We start from the raw sequence: 23,457 nt of genomic DNA on the forward strand, positions 1-23,457 counted from the left end.
GACGCGCGCTGCGCTCGACGGACTGGTCAACGACTTCCGGATCGAGTGGGTCTGGATGCCGCCGTGGGGCCCGGACAAGATCACCGACGACGGCCGAGAGATGCTGCGCGCGCTCGGCTTCAACATCGGCTGACCGCGCCGCAGGCGGTGTGTGCGAACGCACACGGTGACGTTCGCTCGACGGACTCGCGGCCCGTAGACTGGGGACGTGAACTTCTATCAGCGGGAATGACGCAGGCGCCCGATCGCCTGCCCGTTCGCACACCCTGATCTGAAGGATCATTCATGCTCACCATCTCCAATGTGGAGCTGCGCTTTGGCGCCCGCGTCCTGATGTCCGACGTCTCGTTTCGGGTCGACAAGGGCGACAAGGTCGGTCTGGTCGGCCGCAACGGTGCCGGCAAGACGACCCTGACCCGCATGCTGTCCGGAGAAGGACAGCCCGCTGCCGGTTCGATCACGTCCTCGGGCAAGATCGGCTACCTTCCGCAGGACCCCAAGTCCGGCGACCTCGCCACGACGGCGCGCGACCGCATCCTCGGCGCCCGCGGGCTCGACGAGGCGCTGACCGCGATGCGCAAGGCCGAGATCGACATGGGCTCACCGGATCCGGACATCGCCGAGAAGGCCATGCGGGCCTACACCCGCGCCGATGCGACCTTCGGCGCAGGCGGTGGCTATGCGGCCGAGTCCGAGGCAGCGACGATCGCCAAGGCCCTCGGTCTGCCCGATCGCGTGCTGGAGCAGCCGTTGGCGACTCTCTCGGGTGGACAGCGTCGCCGCATCGAGCTCGCCCGCATCCTGTTCTCCGACGCCGACACCTTGCTGCTCGACGAGCCCACCAACCACCTGGATGCGGACTCGGTCGCCTGGCTGCGGGGCTTTCTGAAGAGCTTCTCCGGCGGAATCGTCATCATCAGCCACGATGTCGAGCTGATCGAGGAGACCGTCAACAAGGTCCTCTACCTCGACGCCAACCGGGCCACGATCGACATCTACAACATGGGCTGGAAGTCCTACGTCAAGCAGCGCGAGGCCGATGAGCACCGTCGCAAGCGTGAGCGTGCAATCGCGGTCAAGAAGGCCGACCAGCTGACGAGCCAGGCCAACAAGTTCCGGGCCAAGGCGTCCAAGGCCGCTACTGCTCAGCAGATGCTTCGCCGTGCTGAGCAGCTCGTCTCCGGGCTCGATGGGGAGCGTGTCCAGGACAAGGTCGCGAACATCAAGTTCCCCAAGCCGGCTGCGTGCGGCAAGACCCCGCTGATGGCGGAGGGCCTGTCCAAGTCGTACGGCTCGCTGGAGATCTTCACGGACGTCGATCTCGCGATCGACAAGGGCAGCAGGGTCGTCGTGCTCGGACTCAACGGCGCAGGAAAGACGACGCTGCTGCGCATCCTCGCTGGCACCCTGACAGCCGACACCGGAGAGATCATGCCCGGTCACGGACTCAAGATCGGCTACTTCGCGCAGGAGCACGAGACCCTCGACACCTCACGCACGGTGCTGGAGAACATGCAGGCCAACGCGCCGCAGCTCACCGATACCGAGGCGCGCAGCGTGCTTGGCTCGTTCCTGTTCAGTGGCGACGACACCTCGAAGCCGGCCGGCGTGCTCTCCGGTGGCGAGAAGACCCGGCTGGCGCTGGCGAGCCTGATCGTGTCGAGTGCCAATGTGCTGATCCTCGACGAGCCCACCAACAACCTGGACCCAGCCTCTCGCGAGGAGGTCCTGCGAGCCATCCGGACGTACGAGGGCGCCATCGTGCTGGTCTCCCACGACGAGGGCGCCGTCATGGCCCTGGAGCCCGATCGGGTGCTGCTGCTGCCCGACGGTGACGAAGACCTCTGGTCCGACGACTACGCCGACCTGGTCAGCCTCGCCTAGAAGCGCCTCGGGACACTGATCAGCGGGTTCGCCAGCGCGCGGGGCCGGCAAGCCGTCTCGGCGGCATCAGCGTGGTGTGGAGGGCTCGGACTTCGTGGCGAAGCCGTCGATCCTGGTGGGGTTGCGACGCTCCTTGGCCTCGGCCCGGGCGAACCAGAAGTAGCCGACGACCGCCAGGATGGCGAAGAACCACCACTGGAGCGCGTAGAAGAAGTGCGGCCCCTGGCCACGCTCGGGTGTCGGCTCGGCCGCGAGCGGAGTCGATGGCGCCGGAGTTTCGGCGCGCAGGTTCAGGTAGCCGTCCAGCAGCGGGGTCGGCACCGACGCGGCCATGCCTTCGCTGGAGATGGCACGGATCTGCCCGTCGAGTGGTCGGACCGCGTCGCCACCGGCTCCGTTGTTCTTGCGCATCCACCCGATGATCGTCACTTCTCCGCTCGGCGGCGCCGGCACGACCGGGTCAGCCATGTTGTTGTTGGTCTCCTGCCAACCGCGGTCGACCAGCACGGCCTGTCCCGAGGCCAGCACGAGCGGCGTCACGACATCGACCCCCGGCGCGCCGTCGCGGGTCGTGAACTTGACCGTGACCTGATGCTCGACGTCATAGGTGCCGGTCGCCCGCACCCGGGTGAACTCGTTGCCGTCGTCGACCCTGACACCCGGCTGAAGTGCGGTCGCGATGTCGACCGGATCTGCTTTGAGGTGGGCGGTGATGATCTTGTTCTGATCGAGCCGGTGCTCGAGCCGATGGAACTGCCACAACCCGAGTCGGGCGCAGACGGCGGCGAGCAGGATGACGAAGATCGCGAATCCGACCCAGCGTCCACTCGACAGGAAGCGGTACACAGGACGACGGTAGTTGTGCGCACCAACTCCACCTGTGCCGGGTTGGTGCGGCGCGCCTAGGATGGACGTCATGGAGCTGATCGACGGTCATGGGCGGATCGCCACCGACCTACGCGTCTCACTCACCGATCGCTGCAACCTCCGCTGCCAGTACTGCATGCCGGCCGAGGGCCTGGACTGGATGCCGACCGAGGAGACGCTGACCGACGCCGAGCTCATGCGGCTGATCGGCATCGGCGTGGAGATCCTGGGCATCCGCGACGTCCGGTTCACCGGGGGAGAGCCACTGCTGCGCCGAAGCCTGCCGGCGCTGGTGGCCGCCACCAAGGCCCTGCCGTCGAGGCCACGTACCGCGATGACGTCGAACGGGCTGGGGCTCAAGCACACCGCGAAAGCGCTGGCAGAGGCTGGCCTAGACCGCGTCAACATCAGCCTGGACACCACCGATCCAGCGACCTTCGAGCAGATCACGCGGCGCGACCGTTTGCACGATGTCATCGACGGACTCGCGGCCGCTCGTGCGGCCGGGCTCGCGCCGGTCAAGGTCAACGCCGTGCTGCTGCGCGGAATCAACGACCGCGAGGCGCCTGACCTTCTGCGCTGGTGCATGCAGAACGACTACGAGCTGCGCTTCATCGAGCAGATGCCGCTCGACGCGCAACACGGTTGGAATCGAGAGGCGATGGTCACCGCTGAGGAGACGCTCGCCCTGTTGGGCGAACACTTCGACCTGACCCCGCTGGACGGGCGCGGATCAGCGCCGGCAGAGAAGTTCCTGGTCGACGATGGTCCGCACACGGTCGGCATCATCGGCTCGGTCACCCGGCCGTTCTGCGGCGACTGCAACCGCGTTCGGCTGACTGCTGACGGACAGATCCTCAACTGCTTGTTCGCTCGCGAGGAGTCCGACCTCCGCGGCGCACTCCGCTCAGGCGCGTCGGACGACGAGGTCGCCCGACGCTGGGCCGCCGCCATGATGACCAAGCTCCCCGGACACGGCATCGACGACCCATCGTTCCTGCAGTCATCGCGTCCCATGTCCTCGATCGGCGGCTAGCGGGACGACCGGTTCAAGGTCTGTCGTGGCCGGAGACCGGCGTGGTCTCCTTCCAGAAGCCACGAGCTGACAGGAAGGAGCGAAGCGTCTCCTCGTGCTGGTCGCAGGCGAGCCAGATCTTGCGCCGGTCGGGGGTGTGGATCTTCGGGTTGTTCCACTGCACCTGATGCTTCGCCTGCTCGGCGCAGCCCTTCGCCGAGCAGGTGAGAATGTCATCCACGGTCGAGCGGAGTCCCTCGGGGTGCCTCGATCTGGCCCGCGGGCTCCGGACCGAAGGGCGACGGCCCTGACCCCTTCTTGCGGACACCCGCATTGGCGAGGATGACTGACGTGTAGGGCAGGAACACGGCACCCGCGAACAGGATCCAGCCGAGCCCTGACCACGGCGACGGGACGGTGGAGAGCACGATCACGCCGCCGACGAAGCACAGCGTGCGGATCCCCATCGAGATCGCATAGCGTCTTTCACGGCGGCCGCGGTCCTCGCTCTGGGACTCTGCGGCGGTCGTGATCGAGAAGACCTGCTGCTTGCGCGCTTCGTTCGACACACTTCCATGATACGTCGCACGTCCTGATGTGCCGGGTCGTAGTGAGGGTCCTACCCGTACGGCGGAGAGTCGTCGTACGCTCTGGGCATGACTGATCGCACCTACCGTGTCACCGAGATCGTCGGCACCTCGCCCGACGGCGTCACCCAGGCCGTCGACAACGGCATCAAGCGGGCCGCCAAGACCCTGCGCCACCTCGACTGGTTCGAGGTCACCGACATCCGGGGGCAGGTCACCGACGCCGAGGTCTCGCACTATCAGGTCACGATGAAGCTGGGATTCCGGCTGGAGGACGACGAGTAGGCGAAGCGCTCGATCCGCGCCGGCAAGGACCACCCGCGCACGGTCGACGGGCCGTCTAGTCCGCGGCGTCGGCCGCCTCGATCTCCTCGCGGGTGATGCCGAGCAGATACACGATGGCGTCCAGGTATGGGACGTTGACGGAGGTCCTGGCCTGGTCGCGGACCAATGGCTTGGCGTTGAAGGCGATCCCCAGTCCGGCAGCGGCGAGCATGTCCAGATCGTTGGCGCCGTCGCCGATCGCGACGGTGTTGAGGACCGGGATCCTGGCCTCGCCGGCGAACCGGCGCAGGGCCTCGGCCTTGCCAGCCCGGTCGACGATGTCACCGTCGATGCGACCCGTCAGCCGGCCGTCGACGACCTCGAGCTGGTTGGCTGCGAAGTAGTCGATGTCGAGCTCGGCGGCGATGCGCTCGATGATGTGGGTGAACCCGCCGCTGACCAGTGCGAATCGGTAGCCCAGTCGCTTGAGGGTGCGGATCATGGTTCGCGCGCCGGGCGCGTACGTGAGCGACTCGTAGACCTCGTCGAGCGCTGACTCCTCGACGCCGGCGAGCAGGGCGACGCGCGCGACCAGCGACTCGGAGAAGTCGATCTCCCCACGCATGGCCTGCTCGGTGACGGCGGCGACCTCGGCCTCGAATCCGGCGTGGGCGGCGATCATCTCGATCACCTCGCCCTGGATCAGAGTCGAGTCGACATCCATCACGACGAGGCGCTGAGCGTGCCGCAGGATTCCGTTCTCCTGCACAGCGACGTCGACACCCTGCTCGTACGCCACCGCGGCCAGGTCGGCCTGGAGCTGGTCCGGGTCAGCCCCTGAGACCTCCATGCGGATCGCGGTGACCGGGTAACGCGCCATCCGCACGATCCGGTCGATGTTGCCGCCGTCGTCCTTGATCCGCTGGGCGAGTGCTGCCATCGCCGCGGGCCGCAACGGTGTCCCGAGGACCACGACCTGGGCGCGGCCGACCCGGCGGGGCCGATTGTCGCCGGTGCCGTGCTCCACCGTGACCTCGAGCCTGAAATCTGCGCCGACCGTGTGCACCGTCTGTTCGAGTCCTCGTCGGTCGGCCGGCACCGTCAGCAGCGCGCTCAGGATGAGCCGGCCGCGCACCACGAGCTGCTCGACGTCGATGACCTCGACACCGAAAGGTTCGAGCGCCGCGAACAGGCGCGTCGTGACGCCGCTCTGATCAGGACCCGTGAGGGTCACCAGGACGGTGGGATCGGTGAAGTGCAGGGTGGGCACAGGTTCGGTCATCGCACCCGAGGCTATCGCTGACCGTGCCCAGCCTCGCGATAGGTTGACACCACCGGCACTGAAATTCGACTTGGAGGGTGCATGTCTGCTGCTTTCGAGCTCTCGAAGGTGAGTGTCATACGTCCCGGGAAGGTCGTGCTGGACCACGTCAGCTGGACCGTGAAAGAGGGCCAGCGCTGGGTGGTGCTGGGGCCCAACGGCGCCGGCAAGACGACGCTCATGCACATCATCAGTGCGACGACCCATCCCTCCAGCGGCAAGGTCCGCATCCTGGGCAGCAAGCTCGGTTCGGTCGACATCTTCGAGCTGCGTACCCGGATCGGCCACACCAGCACGGCGGTCGCCGACCGCATCCCCGCGACCGAGTCAGTCCGCAACTCGATCATGTCCGCCTCGTACGCGGTGCTGGGTCGCTGGCAGGAGCAGTACGACGACATCGATCGGGATCGTGCGACGCAGATGATGGGCGAGCTGGGCATCACGGCGCTGGCTGAGCGGACTTTCGGCACGCTGTCGGAGGGCGAGCGCAAGCGCGTCCTGATCGCCCGCGCACTCATGACCGATCCCGAACTGTTGCTGCTCGATGAGCCTGCTGCGGGTCTGGATCTGGGCGCCAGAGAAGACCTGATGAGCAGCCTGGAGGTGCTCTCGCACTCGCCCGACGCGCCGGTTCTGGTCATGGTGTCGCACCACGTCGAGGAGATCCCGGTTGGTTTCACCCACGTGCTGTTGCTGCGGGATGGCAAGGTGGTGTCACAGGGTCCACTCGAGTCGACGCTCACGGGGGAGTCGCTCAGTGCGACCTTCGGGTCGCGAATCACGCTGACGCGAGATGGTGGTCGATACACCGCTCGTCGGGCGGCCCACGGACACCGCGCCGACAACACACGGGAGGCACGATGATCGACTGGATGCAGGATCACGCGTGGGCCACCTGGCTCGGTATCGCGGTGGTGCTGGCGCTGGTCGAGCTCCTCAGCCTTGATCTGGTGTTGTTGATGTTTGCCCTCGCGGCGCTCGCGGGTGCCGTCGTGGCGGGCCTTGGTGGGCCGCTGTGGCTCGCAATTGTCGTGTTCATCGCCGTCGCGGTCGCCCTCGTGCTGCTGGTCCGTCCGCCGTTGGTCGAGCGCCTGCATGCCGGTCCGACGCTGCTGACGGGTCACCAGGCCCTGGTGGGGCACACCGCGATCGTGGTCGAACCGGTCGGCCACCGTCAGGGACGAGTCCAGCTGTCCGGCGAGCTGTGGTCTGCCCGGACCCAGCTCGAGTCAGAGTCATATGACACCGGAACCAAGGTCCTTGTCACCCGGATCGACGGCGCGTCCGTCGTCGTCACGGCTTTAGCCACCACCAAGGAGTCCTGATGTCAGCAGCACTGGTCGTGCTCATCCTGCTTGCCGTCCTGGCGATCGCGGTCGTCTCGATGACGGTCAAGATCGTTCCGCAAGCCAGGTCCGGCATCGTCGAGCGATTCGGCAAGTACCGCACCACGCTGTCGGCGGGTCTGAACATCGTCGTGCCATTCATCGACAAGGTGCGCTACGTCATCGACCTGCGTGAGCAGGTCGTCTCGTTCCCCCCGCAGCCGGTCATCACCGAGGACAACCTGGTCGTCTCGATCGACACCGTCATCTACTTCCAGGTCACCGATCCGGTCGCGGCAACGTACGAGATCGCCAACTACATCCAGGCGATCGAGCAGCTGACGATGACGACGCTGCGCAACATCACCGGCGGGATGAGCCTGGAGCACGCACTGACCAGCCGGGACCAGATCAATTCCGGTCTGCGCGGCGAGCTCGACAGCGCGACCGGCAAGTGGGGTATCCGCGTCAACCGGGTCGAGCTCAAGGGCATCGACCCGCCGCCGTCGATCATCGACGCGATGGAGCAGCAGATGCGGGCGGAGCGCAACAAGCGTGCGGCGATCCTGACCGCCGAGGGCGAGCGCCAATCTGCGATCCTCATGGCCGAGGGTCAGAAGCAGTCCGCCATCCTGACCGCCGAGGGCGACCGGCAGGCGCAGATCCTGACCGCCCAGGCCGACCGGCAGGCGCAGATCTTGCGGGCGCAGGGCGAGGCGCAGGCAATCCAGACCGTCTTCCAGGCGATCCACGATGGCAACCCGGACCAGAAGCTGCTGTCGTACCAGTATCTCCAGATGCTGCCGAAGATCGCCGAGGGCGACAACGCCACGACATGGATCATCCCGGCCGAGCTGACCAAGGCGCTCGGCACCCTCGGCGGCACGCTCGGGACGATCCCCGTCGACGGCGGGGGCAGCAAGAGTCGCATCGACTTCGATGAGCCGATCGAGGACGACGTCCAGCCGGATGCCGCGACCAATGAGGCGGTGCAGGAAGCTCTGGATGCCGCCAAGGCCGCCGAGACCACGATGAGCAGGCCGCCCGCGGCGCCCGAAAGCGGCACCCCGGAGTGACTCGGGGCTGACGCAGTCGGTCGTCGCCGGACTCGGGGCACACCCAGATGGGTCAGTCCTGCTGGTCCTCGGTGGCTTCCTCGACGGTCAGCTCGGCAGCCGGGTCGAACTCGAGTCGCTCGTCGGGGATGGGCGCTCCACTGCGCACCGACAAGCCGTACGTGCCGTCGGCGAGCCGTTGCTCGGCCCTCTGCACCGCTTCGAGGCGCTGGCGGAAGCCCTCTGCCAGGGCGTCGTCGACGCCCTCCGCAGTCAGCTGCTCGGCGCTGTCGTCAGCTTCCTGATCCTCGTCCTGGGCGTCGCGATTCTGCCGACCCTCGGACTCGGTCGTGTGCAGGAGCGCGGTGAGTCGTTCGGTCTCGGCCTTCAACAGGTCCTTGGCTCGCTGATCGTCCATCTGTGTCCTCGTCTCGTGGCGTGCGTCAGGCTCACTGTCCTCTGTCGGACTGTGGGCATCAAGTGAGTTCAGTGGGAGTACGTGCCATGGATGATCGCGCGACCCAGCGTCTTGAACGCAAGGTTGAATCCCACCACGGCGGGCGAGGCCGAGCCCTCGACCCCGAGGCGATCCTCGCCGACGGCGTGGACGACGAAGAAGTAGCGGTGCACCTGATCGCCCGGCGGGGGAGCGGCCCCCATGAATCCGAGCCCGCCGCCGTCGTTGCGCACGTGGAACGCCCCGCCGGGCAGTGAGTCGTCTGAAGCGCCGGCTCCAGTTGCCAGCTCGGTCGCGTCGGCCGGAATGTCGACGGCCACCCAGTGCCAGAACCCTGAGACGGTGGGCGCGTCTGGGTCGAAACAGGTCACGACGAACGACTTGGTGCCTTCTGGGGCCCCGCTCCAGCTCAGGTGCGGGGAGGTGTCACCGAACTCGTTGACCTGGTTGTCGTGGAGCGGTTGCCCGTCGGTCACGTCCGTGCTCGTCACGACGAACGTCGCGGCGGCGGGCAGCAGTGGATAAGGATCAGGTGCGACGGGACGCTCGAGGCTCATGCTGGCTAGGCTAGCCCGGTGGCCGAGATCGTACGACTTGACGACCTCGAGGATCCACGGCTCCGCGACTATGTCGATCTGCGTGACGTGCAGCTGCGGTTGAGACTCGAGGCTGACCGGGGCCTGTTTCTGGCCGAAGGCGAGAAGGTCGTGCGACGTGCGATCGAGTCGGGCCATCGGCCGCGATCCCTGCTGATGTCGCCGCGCTGGCTGGACCGCCTCGGCGACCTGCTGGAAGCCACCGACGTGCCGTGCTTCGTTCTGGACGACGCGTCGATCGAGCGGCTCACGGGCTTCCACGTGCACCGAGGCGCGCTGGCAGCGCTCGAGCGCCCGGCACCCCGGTCGGCGCGAGATGTCCTGGCGAGCGCCACGCGGGTGGTGGTGATCGAGGATCTCGCCGACCACACCAATGTCGGCGCGACCTTCCGTGCCGTGGCGGCATTGGGATTCGATGCGGTGCTGCTGTCACCACGGTGCGCTGACCCGCTCTACCGTCGCGCGATCAAGGTCTCGATGGGATCGGTCTTCTGGCTGCCGTACGCGCGCGTTGATGACTGGTACGAGGCGCCGGCCCTGCTCCGCGAGGCCGGCTTCACGACCTATGCCATGACACTGGCCGACGACGCGGTGTCGATCGACGAAGTCCCCCACGACACACCTCGGTTGGCCCTGGTGGTCGGTTCCGAGGGGCACGGCCTGAGCGCGCACTGGGAGCGGTCAGCCGATCACCGGGTGACGATCCCGATGGCTGCTGACATCGACTCGCTCAACGTCGCCTCATCGGTCGCAGTGGCGTGCTGGGAGCTGCGCCGGCGCTAGTCGGCAGGGGCGAGTCGGCTCGGCGTCGAGGCCTGGCAGGTCACCGCTCGATGACCTTCTCGTCGACGAGGATGGTGACGGGCCAGTCGTCCGGATAGTTGTCGGCCACTTCATGGTGCTGCTTGTACAACTTCTTGCGAGCCCGCTCGGGCAGCCGGTCGCCGAACACGGTGCCGAAGAGGTGATCGGTCTCATGCTGCAGGCAACGCGCGAGCAGTCCGTCACCGACGAACTCGACCGGTGCTCCCGTCTCGTCGACGCCTGTGACGTGGGCGCGATCGGGACGGGCACAGCCACTGAACGCACCCGGAAGCGAGAGACAACCTTCGTCCTCGTCCTCCAGGTTGCGGTCCTTGCCCTCGGGGAGGTGCAACACCGGATTGCAGACGACGCCGGTGATCTGGTTGTCGTCGTCGTCGGGGCAGTCGAACACGAAGACCTTGAGGTCGACGCCGACCTGGTTCGCGGCCAAACCGACGCCTCGGGCTGCATACATCGTGGCGACCATGTCGGCGACGAGGTCTGCGAGTTCGCTGTCGAAGGATGTGACGTCCCGCAGCTCGCGGTGCATGACGGGGGTGCACCATCGGGTGATGGGTCGCACGGAGCCGCCGGCGGGCAGCGGACGGGACTGTGAAGCGGACACGCTCTGGCTCCTTCGCTCAGGACCTGCCACAGGTTACCGATTCGCCAACGTGCGGCAACTGCTGGTCTGGCGATGTGAGTTCGGATACCATTGGTATGCCAAACTGCAACTCCCAGTTACAGTTGGCAGCGGGTGGGCACCTCAGTCCAACCCGAGATCATCGAGGAGTTCCTTGTGGCCAGTCGTCGGGATCCCATGGGTATCGGACTGGCGGTGCTGAACCGCATCGCCAGCTCGTCTGCCATCGACAAGCTCAACCTGCGCAAGACGACCGAGCGAGCCGTCTACGAAGGCGCCAAGGGCGGCTTCCGAGTCGCTGGTGCCACGAGTCGTGCTTTCAAGCGTGTCCAGGGTGCCAACAAGCCGACGAGGCTTGCACGCACGTCGGACAGCGGAGTCTTCGACCTGGAGCCGACCGAGGATCAACAGATGATCGTCGGCGTCATCCGGGAGTTTGCCGCCGAGGTGCTGCGACCGGGCGCCGCAGCGGCCGAGGATGCGAACGACACTCCCAAGGAGGTGCTGGCGCAGACCGGTGAGTTCGGACTGACCCTCCTGAACATCCCCGAACCGCTGGGCGGACTTTCCGAGGAGCGGTCGGCCGTCACCGGCGTGCTGGTCGCCGAAGCGCTCTCGGAGGGTGACATGGGTCAGGCCGTCGCCTGTCTGGCACCCGCTGCGGTCGCCACGGCGATCTCGCTGTGGGGCTCGGACTCGCAGCAACAGACCTATCTGCCGGCCTTCGCCGGAGACGACGTCCCGGCCGCGGCGCTTGCTGTGGCCGAGCCGCGGGCATTGTTCGACCCGTTCGAGCTCAGGACCACCGCAGTCGAGAACGAGGACGGATACGTCCTCAACGGCGTGAAGTCTGCCGTGGTGCGCGGCAACGAGGCGGAGCTGTTCATCGTGGCTGCCGATCTCGAGGGTCGTGGCCCGACGCTGTTCCTGCTCGAGTCCAGCGCCGCCGGTGTCGAGATCGAGGCCGACCCAAGCATGGGCCTGCGCGCGGCCGGCCTGAGCCGTCTCCTGCTGACCGACGTCCACGTCCCCGCCGACGCGATCCTCGGCGATGGAGCCGAGGACGACTATCGCGAGTGCATTCGACTGTCGCGTCTCGCGTGGGCTGGGCTCGCGCTCGGGGCAGCCAAATCAGTCCTGGACTACACCAAGGACTACGTCAAGACGCGCTCGGCGTTCGGCGAGCCGATCGCGCACCGACAGGCCGTGGCGTTCATGGTCGCCAACATTGCGATCGAGCTCGAGGGCATGCGTCTGGTGACGCTCAAGGCGGCCTCGCGCGCCGAGCAGGGAATCGACTTCTCTCGGGAGGTCGCGCTGGCACGCCGGCTCGCGTCTGAGTACGGCATGAAGATCGGCACCGACGGCGTCCAGCTGCTCGGTGGGCACGGCTTCGTCAAGGAGCATCCCGTGGAGCGGTGGTACCGCGACCTGCGGGCCGTCGGCCTGATGGAAGGAGCAGTCCTCGTCTGAGGGCGGACACATCATGATCAATCTCGAGACCCCCCGCAAGTTCCGACCGTTCGTCAAGCAGGCGCACCAGGTCGCTGAGCAGTTCCTTCGGGCCAACTCCCGGAAGTACGACATCGCCGAGCACGCGTACCCCAAGGAGCTCGACCTGCTCGCGTCCCTGGTGGACGGCATGGGCGACTCCGGTCAGGGCCAGGGCGCAGGCGCCGCCGGTGTCCGTCGGGACGACAGCGACGAGGCCGGCTCCAGCAAGGTCAGGAACGGCACCAACCTGTCGTCTGTGCTCTCGATCATCGAGATGTGCTGGGCCGATGTGGGCCTTCTGCTGTCGATGCCCCGACAGGGACTCGGCAACTCTGCGATCGCCTCGGTGGCCAATGAGGAGCAGCTTGAACGATTCAAGGGCACCTGGGCTTCGATGGCGATCACCGAGCCGAGCTTCGGTTCGGACTCGGCGGCCGTCACGACCACAGCAGTCAAGGATGGCGACGCCTACGTCCTGAACGGCGAGAAGATCTTCGTCACGGCCGGTGAGCGCTCCGACTCCGTCGTGGTGTGGGCCACGCTGGACAAGGATCTCGGTCGGGCCGCGATCAAGTCCTTCCTCGTGCCCAAGAGCCTGCCGGGCATCCGCGTCGAGCGGCTCGAGCACAAGCTCGGCATCCGGTCGTCGGACACTGCCGTGATCGTGCTCGACGACTGCCGAGTGCCGGCCGAAAATCTGCTGGGCAATCCGGAGATCGACACCAAGCAGGGCTTTGCCGGAGCGATGGCGACCTTCGACAACACGCGGCCGCTGGTCGCGGGCATGGCTGTTGGTTGCGCTCGTGCCGCGCTGGAGGACACCCGCCGCCTGCTCGAGGAGGCAGGCGTCGTGATCGACTACGACCGTCCGGTGCAGTCGCAGTCGTACGCGGCCGCGACCTTCATCGCGATGGAGGCTGACTGGGAAGCCGCGTTGCTGCTGACGCTCGAGGCAGCCTGGCTCGCCGACAACCGCAAGCCCAACTCGATGGAGGCCTCGATGGCCAAGGCCAAGGCGGGACGGGTTGGCAACGAGATCACGCTGCGATGCGTCGAGCTCGTCGGCACCCTGGGTTACAGCGAGCACGAGCTGATCGAGAAGTGGTCGAGGGATTCCAAGATCCTGGACATCTTCGAGGGGACGCAGCAGATTCAGCAGCTCATCGTGGCCCGCCGCCTGCTCGACCTCACCTCGTCGCAGCTGCAATGACCTGCAGCGGGTGACCGTGTTCGTTGGTTAGGGTTCTGCCATGACCAGCGACCTGCCTGACGATCTCGCCATCGACTACGAGCTGGCCCGTTTCTTGCGAAGGGTGCGCGCGCGGTCGATGCGGCAGCTGCCCGACATCCATCCCGCGATGGACTACGGCATGTTGCTGTTCCTGTTGGCGATCTGCGACGCACCGGACGGGATTCGTGGTTCGGAGCTGGCCGAAAACCTCGACGTGCACAAGTCGACTGCGAGCCGGGCGATCGCGTCATTGGAGAAGATCGGGTTGGTGGCGCGCGTTCCCGATCCCGACGATGGTCGGGCCCAGCTGTTGGTGGCCGAGCCCCTTGCGGTGAGCAAGGTGGAGGCGTACCGCCGCAGTGGTCACGAGCGGCTCTCGGCCCTGCTGTCGGACTGGACCGAAGACGAGGTCAAGGGCTTCGCCCGTAGCCTCGCGCGGCTCAACGACACGGCTGAACGCCTGCCGTGAGGATCTTCCACCTGACGGCGGAGCAGGCGTGGCGGGACGCTGAGGCCGCCGGCACGTATACGGTCTCGACGCTGGGTCTGGATCTGGCCGACGTGGGCTTCATCCACTGCTCACAGGCCGAGCAGGTGAGCGGCGTGCACCAGCGCTTCTACGCCGACGTCTCGGAGCCACTCGTCCTGCTGACGATCGACACCGACCTCTTGACGTCGCCGTGGCAGCTCGACCGGGTGGAAGGCCAGAGCCTGCCATTCCCGCACGTGTACGGGCCGATCAACACGACCGCTGTCGTGAGGACAGAGCCGTTCAGGTCATCAGCATCGACTTGATCGCCCGACGCTCGTCCATCGCCCGGTAACCCTCGGCGACCTGGTCCAGCGGGAGCGTGAGGTCGAAGACGTCGCCAGGCGAGACCGTTCCGGCCAGCACGTCGGGCAGGAGCTCCTCGAGGTACGCGCGCACCGGGGCGACGCCGCCGGCGATCCCGATGTTGCGACCGAACATCGAGGGCAGGTCGACGACGGCATCGTGCGGGATGCCGACGTAACCGATGCGGCCACCGGGTCGAACGCTGCGCATGGCCTGATCCATGCTGTCCTTGGTGCCGACGCACTCCAGGACGTGGTCGGCTCCAATGCCGTCGAAGATCTCGCGCACCAGAGCAGCGCCATCGCGACCGCGCTCGGCCACGATCTGGTCGGCACCGAAGCGTGCCGCCACGATCTGACGATCCTCGTGGCGGGACATCGCCACGACCTTCGCGGCGCCGAGACGCTTGGCCGCCAGCACGGCGCTCAGGCCCACCGCGCCGTCACCGACCACGACGACGTTGCTGCCCGGCGCCACGCCGGCGGAGACCGCAGCGTGGTGACCGGTCGGGAACACGTCGGACAGTGTCAACAGGTGCGCGACCATCGCCTGATCGGGCTGACCGGGCGTCGCCACCAGCGTCCCGTCGGCCTGTGGCACCCGGACGAGCTCGCCCTGACCACCGTCGTTCTCGACACCATGTCGGTCGGGGCGGCCCCAGACGCCGCCGTTGACGCACGACGTGTGGACACCGTGCTGGCACAGCAGGCAGGTGTTGTCGGAGTACATGAATGGCGCGATGACGAAATCGCCGGTCTGGACCGACGTGACCGATGACCCGACCTGTTCCACGATTCCGACGAACTCGTGACCGATGCGGGTCGGTCCACCGCTGTGGCCGATGCCGCGATAGGGCCACAGATCCGATCCGCACACGCACGAGGCCACGACGCGAACGACCGCATCGGTGTCATGCAGCAGCTGGGGCTCGGGGGCGTCGTCGAGGCGGATGTCGCGGGGGGCGTGGAGAACAGTGGCGCGCATGCGACCCATTGTGGCAGCGACCCCATGTGACAGGATCGCCTGCATGACTGACAAGCCTGAAATCGACTTCATCGAGGGTCCTGCACCCAGCGAGCTCCAGATCACCGACCTGATCGTCGGCGACGGTCCCGAGGCGATGCCCGGTGGACTCGTCGACGTGCACTACGTCGGGGTCGAGTTCGACACGGGCGAACAGTTCGACGCCTCGTGGGACCGCGGCCAGTCGGCCAAGTTCCCCCTCCCACAGCTCATCGCCGGGTGGCAGCAGGGGATCCCCGGCATGAAGGTGGGCGGACGCCGTCAGCTCGTGTGCCCACCCGAGCTCGCCTACGGCCCGGCCGGTGGAGGACACCGTCTGGCAGGCAAGACCCTGGTCTTCGTGATCGACCTGCTCGGCGTCTGACTTACGACGCGGTTCACCAGGTCGCTCTGGTGGACCGTGGCCGTCAGAGGCCGTCGACCAGGGCCGCCACGCGCTTGACCGAGACCGGGAAAGCTGTCCGTAGATGCTGCGCGAGCAGGCTCAGGCGGAGCTCCTCGAGTGCCCAGCGCACGTGTTGGACGTCCTCAGACAGACGCGCCCATGTCGAAAGTGTGGCGGTGCGCTCGTGGAACAGCGCCTCGAGCTCCTGTGTCGCTAGCAGATCGTCGGTCAACGGCGTCGTGAGCCGCCGGCGGGCGGCCGCGAGGTAGAGCGGCAGCCTGCGCAGCCTGGTCACCCCGGTGTCTCGGATGTAGCCGCGGTACACCAGCCACGACAGCTGCACCCGGACGTCCTCGCCGGCCTCGGTCGCAGGCGTCGGAGTGACCTCGCCCCAGGCCGCAAGCACCTCGATCACCGAGCGGACGGCCTGCTCGGTCTCGGCGTAGACATCGGCGCGAAGGGCCTCACGAAGTGCGTCGAATGATTCCATGTCCCACGCGGGTCCGCCGTGCCGCTCGACCAGCATCTCGATCGCAGCCAGCCAGCACTCCTCGATCACCGCTGCGGCGTCCTTGTGGGGGCCGGTCGACAACAGCAGCTTGGCGTGGAGGTCGAGCTCCCGGCCGAGCTGTGGCACGGGCGTCGGCAGCGTGAACGACAGGAGCCGGGCCTGGCCCTTGACCATCGCGACGGACTGCTCGACAGGGGAGTCGAGCACGCGCAGCGCCACCGAGGATCCCTCGTCGACGAGAGCCGGATAGCCGGTCACCTGGCCTGCGGTGATCGATCGGTCGATCGCACCGACGGTCCACGCCAGCAGTCCGCCGCGTTCCTCCTCTTGGGCGGCTCGGGTGAGATCTGCACGCACGTGCGAGGCGAGCTCGGATCGCAAGGCCGCCAGATCCTTGCCGCGGGCCAGCTCCGTGCCGCCTTCGACGACCCGGAACGTCACCCGAAGGTGCCCGGGCAATGCTGCGAAGTCGAAATCCTCGGGGCTGACGAGTGTGCCGTTGAGCAGCCGCATCTGCCGGGCGAGCTCGTCGCTCAGGTCGGCCGCGCCCGCGTCCATCGCCTCGACCAGCCTGGGCGCGAACTGCGCAGCAGGCACGAACTCGCGGCGCAACCGCTTGGGCAGCGATCGGATGAGCTCAGTCACGAGCTCGATTCGATGCCCCGGGACATGCCAGTCGAAGGCGCGGTCGTCGACTCGGAGCAGCCGCTCCACCGGCAGGTCCACCGTCACACCGTCGTCATCCATGCCCGGCTCGAAGGCGTAGGTCAGGGGATAGGCCTCACCGTCGGAGTGCCACTCACGGGGATATTCCGCGTCAGCGCCGGCGGGTCCGTGGCTCAACATTGCCGGGTCGAACGTCAGCAGCTCTGGCTCGGCCAGTCTGGTCTTCTTCCACCACGAGTCGAAGTGCCGGCCCGAGACGACGTCTGCGGGAACACGCTCGTCGTAGAAAGCGTAGAGGGTGTCATCATCGACCCGCAGATCCCGGCGGCGCAGGCGCTCCTCGAGCTCCTCGACGTCCTCGATCATCTTCTTGTTGCGCGCGAAGAAGGTGTGATGCGTACGCCACTCGCCCTGCACCAGGGCATGCCGGATGAAGAGCTCGCGGGACACCACAGGGTCCACCCGGCCGTACGGGACGAGCCGGTCGACGATCAGCGGGATGCCATAGAGCAGAACCTTCTCGCGGGCCATGACTGCGCCGCGCTTGGTCGACCAGTGCGGTTCGCTGTACGAGCGGTTGATCAGGTGCTCACCGGCCGACTCCACCCACTCGGGATGGATCTTGGCGGCGGTGCGGCCCCACAGCCGGCTCGTCTCGACGAGCTCACCGACCATGACCATCCGGGGGGGCTTGCGGGCGAGGCCAGAGCCGGGGAAGACCATGAACTTGGCCTGTCGGGCACCGAGGAACTCCCGCCCGTCGAGCTCACGCAGGCCGACGTGCGACAGCAGTCCGGCCAGCAGTGCCTGATGGACCAGGTCGGTGTCGGCGCCGGCCGCTCCTGGCTTCATGCCGAGCTCCTTGGCAGTGCGCCGAAGCTGGGAGTGGACGTCCTGCCACTCGCGTATCCGCAGGTAGTGCAGGTACTCGCTGCGGCACATGCGCCGGAACGCCGAGCTCGAGAGGTTGTCGCGCTGCTCGCGGATGTACTTCCACAGCGTCAGCCAGGACAGGAAGTCCGAGTCCGGCTCCGCGAACCGGCGGTGCTTCTCGTCGGCCGCCTGCTGGTGCTCCAGCGGCCGCTCCCGCGGGTCCTGGATCGACATCGCCGACACGATCACGAGAACGTCGGCGAGGCAGCCCAGGCGATCGGCGGCCAGGAGCATGCGACCCAGCCGGGGGTCAGTCGGCAGCGTGGACATGGACCGTCCGACCTTCGTCAGCCTTCGACCGTGCATCGCACCCAGCTCGTAGAGCAGGTTGAGGCCATCGGTGACGGCGCGAGGGTCGGGCGGGTCCAGGAATGGGAAGCTGCTGATCTCGCCGAGGTCCAACGAGGCCATCTGCAGCAGCACCGACGCGAGGTTGGTCCGCTGGATCTCGGGATCGGTGAACTCGGGCCGGCCGTCGTGGTCCTCCTCGGAGTACAGCCGGATGCAGATGCCGTCGGCGACGCGACCGCAACGCCCGGCCCGTTGGGAGGCGCTGGCCTGCGAGATCGGCTCGATCGGCAGACGTTGCACCTTGAGTCGTTGGCTGAATCGAGAGATCCGGGCGAATCCGGGGTCGATGACGTAGCGGATCCCGGGCACGGTCAATGACGTCTCTGCGACGTTGGTGGCCAGGACGATCCGGCGGCCGGTGTGATTGCTGAAGATCTTTTGCTGGTCCCCGGCTGCGAGCCGTCCGAACAGCGGGAGGATCTCGGTGCGCGGATATTTCTTTGCGAGCAGGTAGTCGGTCGCGTCGCGGATTTCTCGCTCGCCCGACATGAACACCAGGATGTCGCCGTCTCGCGGCAGCTCGGAGATCGCTGAAGCGATCGCATCGAGCTGGTCGTCGGCGCCACTCTCGGCCAGTGGGCGGTAGCGGAGCTCGACGGGGTAGGTTCGTCCGCTGACCTCGATCACCGGGGCCTGGAACATTTCCGCGAAGCGCTCGACGTCGATCGTCGCGGAGGTGATCACGACCTTGAGGTCACGGCGGCGTGGGAGCAGCTGCTTGAGGTAGCCCAGCAGGAAGTCGATCGACAGGGAACGTTCGTGCGCCTCGTCGATGATGATCGTGTCGTAACGCGACAACAGCCGATCCCGTTGCAGCTCGGCCAGCAGGAGACCATCGGTGAGCAGCTTGATCGCAGTGTCGGCGCCGGTCTGGTCGTCGAATCGCACGGCATATCCGACCTCGGCACCCAGCTCGACGTCGCACTCGTCAGCGATGCGCTTGGCGACTGATCGGGCGGCGATGCGTCGCGGCTGGGTGTGGGCGATGGCGCGACGGCCCAGCTCGTACGCGATCTTGGGCAGCTGCGTGGTCTTGCCCGAGCCGGTCTCGCCGGCGACCACCACGACCTGGTGGTCGCGGATCGCGGCCGCGATGTCGTCGTGACGAGCCGAGATCGGTAGCGCCGCGTCGTAGGAGATCCTCATGACAGTCCCAACGCATCGCCGAGCACGAGGTATCCCACGAAGGCGACGACATCGAGCAGTGTGTGCGCGATCACCAGGGGGAGCACCCGTCTGGTGCGATGGAACCAGTAGCCGAACACCAGCCCCATGACGAAGTTGCCGATCCCCGGTCCGATCCCTTGGTAGAGGTGATAGCTGCCGCGCAGGGCAGCCGCGGACACGATGGTGGCCCACGTCGTCCAGCCGAAGCCCTTGAGCCGGGTCATCAGGTAGCCGATGACGATGACTTCCTCGACGACCGCGTTCTGCAGAGCGGCCAGGATCAGAACCGGAACGGTCCACCAGTAGGAGACGTCTGGAGCCGGGATGATCTGCGTCGTGATGCCCAGCAGGCGCCCCAGCCCATACAGGCCGAGCCCCGGGACACCGATCGCCCCGAACAGCAGCACGCCCCAGCCCAGGTCGAGGCGAGGTCGTCTGGCATCGAGTCCGAGGCGCCGCAGCACGGGCTCCTTGACGGCGTCGAGCGACAACAGATAGAGGGCCAGCACGACCGGCACGAGCGCGAAGCCGATGCCGAGCACCTGATAGCTGAAGTCGAACACCTGTCGGTTGTCCTGCGAGCCGTTCAGCGTCGCGGTCTGGTCACGCAGCCCGCCCGGCTCTGTGGCCTTGCGGATCAGACTGACCACCGAGTACACCCCGGACGACCCGAGGGACAGCCCCAGGACGATCCAGGTCTCGGCCTTCAGCCTCCGGTCGGACACCACTCAGAGGTCGTTGGTGCTGAAGGTGTCGCACTGGTTGACGTTGCCGTCCTTGTATCCGGCCAGAAACCACTTCTGTCTTGACTCGCTCGAGCCGTGGGTCCAGGTCTCCTGGTTGACTCGGCCAGTGGACGACTTCTGGATCCGGTCGTCGCCCACCGCCGAGGCGGCCGAGAGGGCAGAGCGGATGTCGTCGTCGGTGAGCGGCTTGAGCAACGTGTTGCCATCAGCGTCCTTGGTGGTGGACGCATGGTTGGCCCACACCCCGGCCATGCAGTCGGCCATCAGCTCGATGCGCACCCCGCCACTCAACGGACCGGTCTTGCCATCCTGGCCCTTGGCGAGGAAGCCCAGGATGTTCTCGACGTGGTGGCCGTACTCGTGCGCGACGACGTACTCCTGGGCGAGCGCACCGTCGTCAGCACCGAATCTGCCGGAAAGCTCGTCGAAGAAGCTTGCATCGATGTAGACGCGCTGATCGGACGGGCAGTAGAAGGGGCCGGTGGCATTCGAGGCCGTTCCGCATGCCGACTGTGTCGAACCGGTGTAGATCACGGTCTTAGCCGCCTGATACTGCCTCTGGACGTCGGCCGGCAGGGCTTCGGTCCAGTACGCCTGAACGCTGTTGACGGTGCCGATGATGCGGCAGGTCGTGTCCTGGTTGGCGTCGGCGCCGGTCTTGCACTGGGAGAAGTCAGTCGTCGAGCTGTCGCCTCCACCTTGGATCTGCGAGTTGTCGAACGGGCTCCCGCTCCCGCCGGTGAGGTTCTGGCCGAAGACCAGGCTCAGGATCAGCAGGATGATGCCGCCGGCGCCTCCGCCGATGATCGCTCCGCCACGGACACCGCCGCCGCCCCCGGTCACCTGGCTCGTGTCGAGTGAGGCTCCCTCGTTGAAGCTCATGACGTCTCCTCACTGACAGATCCACGACACCGAGGCGCCATCGTGATTCCTGCGTGATGATTCCCTCGCTGGCGCTCGCTCATGGCCAGAAGTGTACGCAGGCGCGAGGGGCCGCTCGCGGATAGTGTCATGCCGTGACCGCGACAGATGCCAGCCCGAGCTTCCAGCTGCCAGAGGGCCTCTCGGCCGGCGATGTCGTGCGTCTGCGCGGCCTGCGTCGGATGCGCGCCCTCGCCTTGTCGCTCCTGATCCTCGCGGCCGTCGTCTGGGTCCTGACGCGTGATCACGGCGGCTGGGTGGCGTACGTCAACGCTGGCGCCGAGGCGGCGATGGTCGGCGCGATCGCCGACTGGTTCGCGGTGACGGCGCTGTTCCGTCACCCACTCGGGCTGCCGATCCCGCACACCGCAATCATCCCGAACCGCAAGGAGTCGCTGGGCGAGAGCCTGCAGGAGTTCGTGACCGACAACTTCCTCCGTGAGGATGTCGTGCGCGAGCGCATCCAGTCCGCGGGGGTCAGCCGGCGGGTGGGGGAGTGGCTGGTCGCTGACGGGCACGGGGAACGGCTCGTGGCCGAGGGCTCGCGGGTGCTTGCGGACGCGCTGCAGCAGGTCAAGGAGTCTGATGTGGCGGCGGTGATCCAGGAGGCGTTGATCCCGCGACTCAAGGAAGAAGAGCTCAGCCCCGTCGTGGGGCAGCTGCTCGAAGAGGTGCTGCGCGACGATGCGCACCGCGGCCTGGTTGACCTGGCCGTTGATGAGCTCGGCCGGTGGCTGGCGCACAACGAGGGCGAAGTTGCCGCGCTGATCGAGAATCGCGCACCCTCCTGGACCCCGCAGTGGCTGGACAAGCGGGTCGCTGGCTGGGTGCACGAACAGGTTGTCGACTGGGTCGAGGAGATCGGCCGCACGCCGGAGCACAACGCTCGGATCGCCCTGGACAAGTGGCTCCACGAGCTGGCCCGCGGCCTCCAGACCGATCCCGACACCCGGGTCCGATTCGAACGGCTCAAGGTGCGCATGCTCTCCCAACCCAGGGTCAGCGTGACCTCGGTCCAGCTGTGGGACGCCCTGCGCCGTGCCTTGATCGGGTCGCTGGGTGACGAGACCGGCCTGCTGCGCCGCCGCGCTCTGGAGGAGATCGAGTATTTCGCCCAGCGTCTGCTCGACGAGCCCGAGCTCAACCATCGGATCGACGCGCGGATCTCCGACGTCGCGGCGTACGCGGTCAACCATTACGGCAGCGAGGTCGCCACGATCATCTCGGCCACCGTCAAGCGATGGGACGGAAAAGAGACCGCCGACAGGATCGAGCTGCACGTGGGGCGGGACCTGCAGTTCATCCGCATCAACGGCACAGTGGTCGGCGGCCTGGCGGGGGTCGCGATTCATGCCGTGTCGACCATGATCTGAGCCAATCACGTGGCGCTCGACGGGGCCGACATGTGGAAAACATGTGTACAAGATCCGATAATCTGTGGGTGACGTGGGTCACTCTGTGGGTAAGTTGAGCAATCACCCCTTGAGGCCGAAAAAGATTGCCAAAGCCCTTGTGCCCGAGCGGCGGGGGGCATACAAATGACCTACGCACTCCTTCGGGAGAGCGGGAAAGAATTCAGATTCGATCCCATGGCCAAGGGCGCAAGCCGGAGGCAGCCAGCCAGTGATGTGGCCGGTGGGAGCGCACAAGGATTCTGGATGAGGGAGAGCATCACGCTCGCTCACCTAGAGGCCCCGGAAACTCATACTTTCCGGGGCCTCGACTAATTGTGCCAACGAATTCGCCGCAGTGCCACCGGGCCCGGCCTCGTCGGCCTGCTGGCCCGGCGACCCGATTCGGAACACCGGTAGGGGTTTGCTAAAGTTCAGTGCTGCACCGCGCCCCGTCATGGGGTGCATGTCCGGGTGGCGGAATGGTAGACGCGCTAGCTTGAGGTGCTAGTGCCCTGTAAGGGGCGTGGGGGTTCAAGTCCCCCCTCGGACACGATCACCCGAGTGACATCCTCTCCTCCTGGAGGGGATGTTGTTCGTTGTCTTGAGCCGGGCCAGATGGGCTCGTCGTCGGTCATGACATCATCGAGAATCGATGCGGTGACCCTGGCATCGGCCGGAAGCATGTGGAGCGGACGCGAGGATTTGAACCTCGACTCATTCCCTGGAAGGGAAGCGTGCTGCAACTACACCACGTCCGCGAAGCCAGCCTCTGTCGAGCCTGACACGTTCCCATTATGAACCACCCTCAGGACTGTCCAGGTGCCAGGGTGCGACTCCGGACCTCAGACTTTGCGCACATGACGCGTCGTGATCGCGGTGGAATGACTCGTCTGTCTTGTGCGCTTGCGCCACCATGGAGAGCGTGAAGGCCGAGCGCGATCAACTAGAGGTCGACCGTGAGAAAACGATCGGGCGCCTGGCC

At 66.7% G+C, this 23,457-nt stretch carries 24 protein-coding genes, 2 tRNA genes and 1 pseudogene; 15 read left to right on the forward strand and 12 right to left on the reverse strand.

Annotation, left to right across the window (positions count from 1 at the left end; translation table 11 throughout):
* Both WB461_RS09175 and WB461_RS09180 read left to right on the forward strand, forming a co-directional pair.
* Positions 1–133 (forward strand): annotated as a pseudogene (locus WB461_RS09175) (metal-sulfur cluster biosynthetic enzyme); the annotation flags it as partial.
* Positions 134–285: 152 nt separating this feature from the next.
* Entirely contained in the window at positions 286–1,884 is a 1,599-nt protein-coding gene (locus WB461_RS09180) for an ABC-F family ATP-binding cassette domain-containing protein (protein ID WP_423852430.1), read from the forward strand.
* Between the two features lie 66 nt (positions 1,885–1,950).
* On the opposite strand, the gene WB461_RS09185 is transcribed toward WB461_RS09180, so the two are convergent.
* Entirely contained in the window at positions 1,951–2,802 is an 852-nt protein-coding gene (locus tag WB461_RS09185; protein ID WP_423852431.1) for an SURF1 family protein, read from the reverse strand.
* Here WB461_RS09185 and moaA point away from each other — a divergent pair.
* A complete protein-coding gene (gene moaA / locus WB461_RS09190) occupies positions 2,801–3,787 on the forward strand; it encodes a GTP 3',8-cyclase MoaA (protein WP_423852432.1) in 987 nt (328 codons plus the stop codon). The genes WB461_RS09185 and moaA overlap by 2 nt on opposite strands.
* A 13-nt stretch (positions 3,788–3,800) precedes the next feature.
* Here the strand turns inward: moaA and WB461_RS09195 are convergent, their stop codons facing one another.
* Together WB461_RS09195 and WB461_RS09200 are read right to left on the reverse strand one after the other, a co-directional pair.
* Positions 3,801–4,007, reverse strand: a complete 207-nt coding sequence (locus WB461_RS09195; RefSeq protein ID WP_423852433.1) for an acetone carboxylase — start codon at positions 4,005–4,007, stop codon at positions 3,801–3,803.
* Positions 4,000–4,335 (reverse strand): DUF3099 domain-containing protein, encoded by a 336-nt coding sequence (locus tag WB461_RS09200; protein ID WP_423852434.1) that lies wholly within the window; start codon positions 4,333–4,335, stop codon positions 4,000–4,002. Before WB461_RS09200 ends, WB461_RS09195 begins: the two co-directional genes overlap by 8 nt.
* 87 nt (positions 4,336–4,422) lie before the next feature.
* Here WB461_RS09200 and WB461_RS09205 point away from each other — a divergent pair, with 87 nt between their 5' ends.
* Entirely contained in the window at positions 4,423–4,638 is a 216-nt protein-coding gene (locus WB461_RS09205) for a dodecin (protein WP_423852435.1), read from the forward strand.
* A gap of 55 nt (positions 4,639–4,693) precedes the next feature.
* Here the strand turns inward: WB461_RS09205 and serB are convergent, their stop codons facing one another.
* Complete coding sequence (serB, locus tag WB461_RS09210) at positions 4,694–5,899, reverse strand: phosphoserine phosphatase SerB (protein WP_423852436.1); 1,206 nt, start codon at positions 5,897–5,899, stop codon at positions 4,694–4,696.
* An 81-nt stretch (positions 5,900–5,980) separates the two neighbouring features.
* Here serB and WB461_RS09215 point away from each other — a divergent pair, with 81 nt between their 5' ends.
* The 3 genes from WB461_RS09215 to WB461_RS09225 are packed head-to-tail and all read left to right on the forward strand — an operon-like array spanning position 5,981 to position 8,339.
* Complete coding sequence (locus WB461_RS09215; RefSeq protein WP_423852437.1) at positions 5,981–6,802, forward strand: ABC transporter ATP-binding protein; 822 nt, start codon at positions 5,981–5,983, stop codon at positions 6,800–6,802.
* Positions 6,799–7,263 carry an NfeD family protein gene (locus tag WB461_RS09220; RefSeq protein ID WP_423852438.1) on the forward strand — a complete coding sequence of 155 codons (465 nt, stop codon included), beginning with the start codon at positions 6,799–6,801 and terminating at the stop codon, positions 7,261–7,263. The genes WB461_RS09215 and WB461_RS09220 overlap by 4 nt, the downstream gene beginning before the upstream one ends.
* Complete coding sequence (locus WB461_RS09225) at positions 7,263–8,339, forward strand: SPFH domain-containing protein (protein WP_423852439.1); 1,077 nt, start codon at positions 7,263–7,265, stop codon at positions 8,337–8,339. Before WB461_RS09220 ends, WB461_RS09225 begins: the two co-directional genes overlap by 1 nt.
* Before the next feature lie 52 nt (positions 8,340–8,391).
* Here the strand turns inward: WB461_RS09225 and WB461_RS09230 are convergent, their stop codons facing one another.
* Both WB461_RS09230 and WB461_RS09235 read right to left on the reverse strand, forming a co-directional pair.
* Positions 8,392–8,736 carry a TraR/DksA family transcriptional regulator gene (locus WB461_RS09230; protein WP_423852440.1) on the reverse strand — a complete coding sequence of 115 codons (345 nt, stop codon included), beginning with the start codon at positions 8,734–8,736 and terminating at the stop codon, positions 8,392–8,394.
* Between the two features lie 68 nt (positions 8,737–8,804).
* Positions 8,805–9,332 (reverse strand): YbhB/YbcL family Raf kinase inhibitor-like protein, encoded by a 528-nt coding sequence (locus WB461_RS09235; RefSeq protein ID WP_423852441.1) that lies wholly within the window; start codon positions 9,330–9,332, stop codon positions 8,805–8,807.
* An 18-nt stretch (positions 9,333–9,350) separates the two neighbouring features.
* Between WB461_RS09235 and WB461_RS09240 the strand changes: the two genes are divergently transcribed.
* Positions 9,351–10,154 carry a TrmH family RNA methyltransferase gene (locus WB461_RS09240; protein WP_423852442.1) on the forward strand — a complete coding sequence of 268 codons (804 nt, stop codon included), beginning with the start codon at positions 9,351–9,353 and terminating at the stop codon, positions 10,152–10,154.
* 40 nt (positions 10,155–10,194) lie between these two features.
* On the opposite strand, the gene def is transcribed toward WB461_RS09240, so the two are convergent.
* On the reverse strand, positions 10,195–10,800 hold the full coding sequence (gene def, locus WB461_RS09245) for a peptide deformylase (protein ID WP_423852443.1): 606 nt from the start codon (positions 10,798–10,800) through the stop codon (positions 10,195–10,197).
* Between the two features lie 132 nt (positions 10,801–10,932).
* On the opposite strand from def, the gene WB461_RS09250 reads away from it, so the two are divergent.
* The 4 genes from WB461_RS09250 to WB461_RS09265 are packed head-to-tail and all read left to right on the forward strand — an operon-like array spanning position 10,933 to position 14,338.
* Positions 10,933–12,291 carry an acyl-CoA dehydrogenase family protein gene (locus tag WB461_RS09250; RefSeq protein WP_423852444.1) on the forward strand — a complete coding sequence of 453 codons (1,359 nt, stop codon included), beginning with the start codon at positions 10,933–10,935 and terminating at the stop codon, positions 12,289–12,291.
* A gap of 13 nt (positions 12,292–12,304) precedes the next feature.
* Complete coding sequence (locus WB461_RS09255) at positions 12,305–13,522, forward strand: acyl-CoA dehydrogenase family protein (protein ID WP_423852445.1); 1,218 nt, start codon at positions 12,305–12,307, stop codon at positions 13,520–13,522.
* 40 nt (positions 13,523–13,562) lie between these two features.
* Entirely contained in the window at positions 13,563–14,012 is a 450-nt protein-coding gene (locus tag WB461_RS09260) for a MarR family winged helix-turn-helix transcriptional regulator (RefSeq protein WP_423852446.1), read from the forward strand.
* Entirely contained in the window at positions 14,009–14,338 is a 330-nt protein-coding gene (locus WB461_RS09265; RefSeq protein ID WP_423852447.1) for a DUF952 domain-containing protein, read from the forward strand. The genes WB461_RS09260 and WB461_RS09265 overlap by 4 nt, the downstream gene beginning before the upstream one ends.
* On the opposite strand, the gene WB461_RS09270 is transcribed toward WB461_RS09265, so the two are convergent.
* Complete coding sequence (locus WB461_RS09270; RefSeq protein ID WP_423852448.1) at positions 14,316–15,362, reverse strand: zinc-dependent alcohol dehydrogenase family protein; 1,047 nt, start codon at positions 15,360–15,362, stop codon at positions 14,316–14,318. The genes WB461_RS09265 and WB461_RS09270 overlap by 23 nt on opposite strands.
* 43 nt (positions 15,363–15,405) lie before the next feature.
* Between WB461_RS09270 and WB461_RS09275 the strand changes: the two genes are divergently transcribed.
* Positions 15,406–15,765: an FKBP-type peptidyl-prolyl cis-trans isomerase gene (locus WB461_RS09275; protein ID WP_423852449.1), complete on the forward strand. Its 360-nt coding sequence runs from the start codon at positions 15,406–15,408 to the stop codon at positions 15,763–15,765.
* Positions 15,766–15,808: 43 nt separating this feature from the next.
* Here WB461_RS09275 and hrpA read toward each other — a convergent pair whose 3' ends face one another.
* From hrpA to ypfJ, 3 genes are read right to left on the reverse strand one after another with little or no spacing between them, the layout of a single operon-like run.
* Entirely contained in the window at positions 15,809–19,393 is a 3,585-nt protein-coding gene (hrpA, locus tag WB461_RS09280) for an ATP-dependent RNA helicase HrpA (RefSeq protein WP_423852450.1), read from the reverse strand.
* Positions 19,390–20,139 carry a CPBP family intramembrane glutamic endopeptidase gene (locus tag WB461_RS09285; RefSeq protein WP_423852451.1) on the reverse strand — a complete coding sequence of 250 codons (750 nt, stop codon included), beginning with the start codon at positions 20,137–20,139 and terminating at the stop codon, positions 19,390–19,392. Before WB461_RS09285 ends, hrpA begins: the two co-directional genes overlap by 4 nt.
* Before the next feature lie 3 nt (positions 20,140–20,142).
* On the reverse strand, positions 20,143–21,042 hold the full coding sequence (gene ypfJ, locus WB461_RS09290; RefSeq protein ID WP_423852452.1) for a KPN_02809 family neutral zinc metallopeptidase: 900 nt from the start codon (positions 21,040–21,042) through the stop codon (positions 20,143–20,145).
* A gap of 134 nt (positions 21,043–21,176) precedes the next feature.
* Between ypfJ and WB461_RS09295 the strand changes: the two genes are divergently transcribed.
* Positions 21,177–22,454 (forward strand): DUF445 domain-containing protein, encoded by a 1,278-nt coding sequence (locus tag WB461_RS09295; protein WP_423852453.1) that lies wholly within the window; start codon positions 21,177–21,179, stop codon positions 22,452–22,454.
* A gap of 486 nt (positions 22,455–22,940) precedes the next feature.
* Positions 22,941–23,025: transfer RNA gene (locus WB461_RS09300), tRNA-Leu, on the forward strand.
* A 134-nt stretch (positions 23,026–23,159) separates the two neighbouring features.
* Here the strand turns inward: WB461_RS09300 and WB461_RS09305 are convergent.
* A tRNA-Gly gene (locus WB461_RS09305) sits at positions 23,160–23,233 on the reverse strand.
* Positions 23,234–23,457 lie beyond the last annotated feature (224 nt).

This window comes from Aeromicrobium sp., assembly GCF_049587115.1.
Lineage (GTDB): Bacteria > Actinomycetota > Actinomycetes > Propionibacteriales > Nocardioidaceae > Aeromicrobium.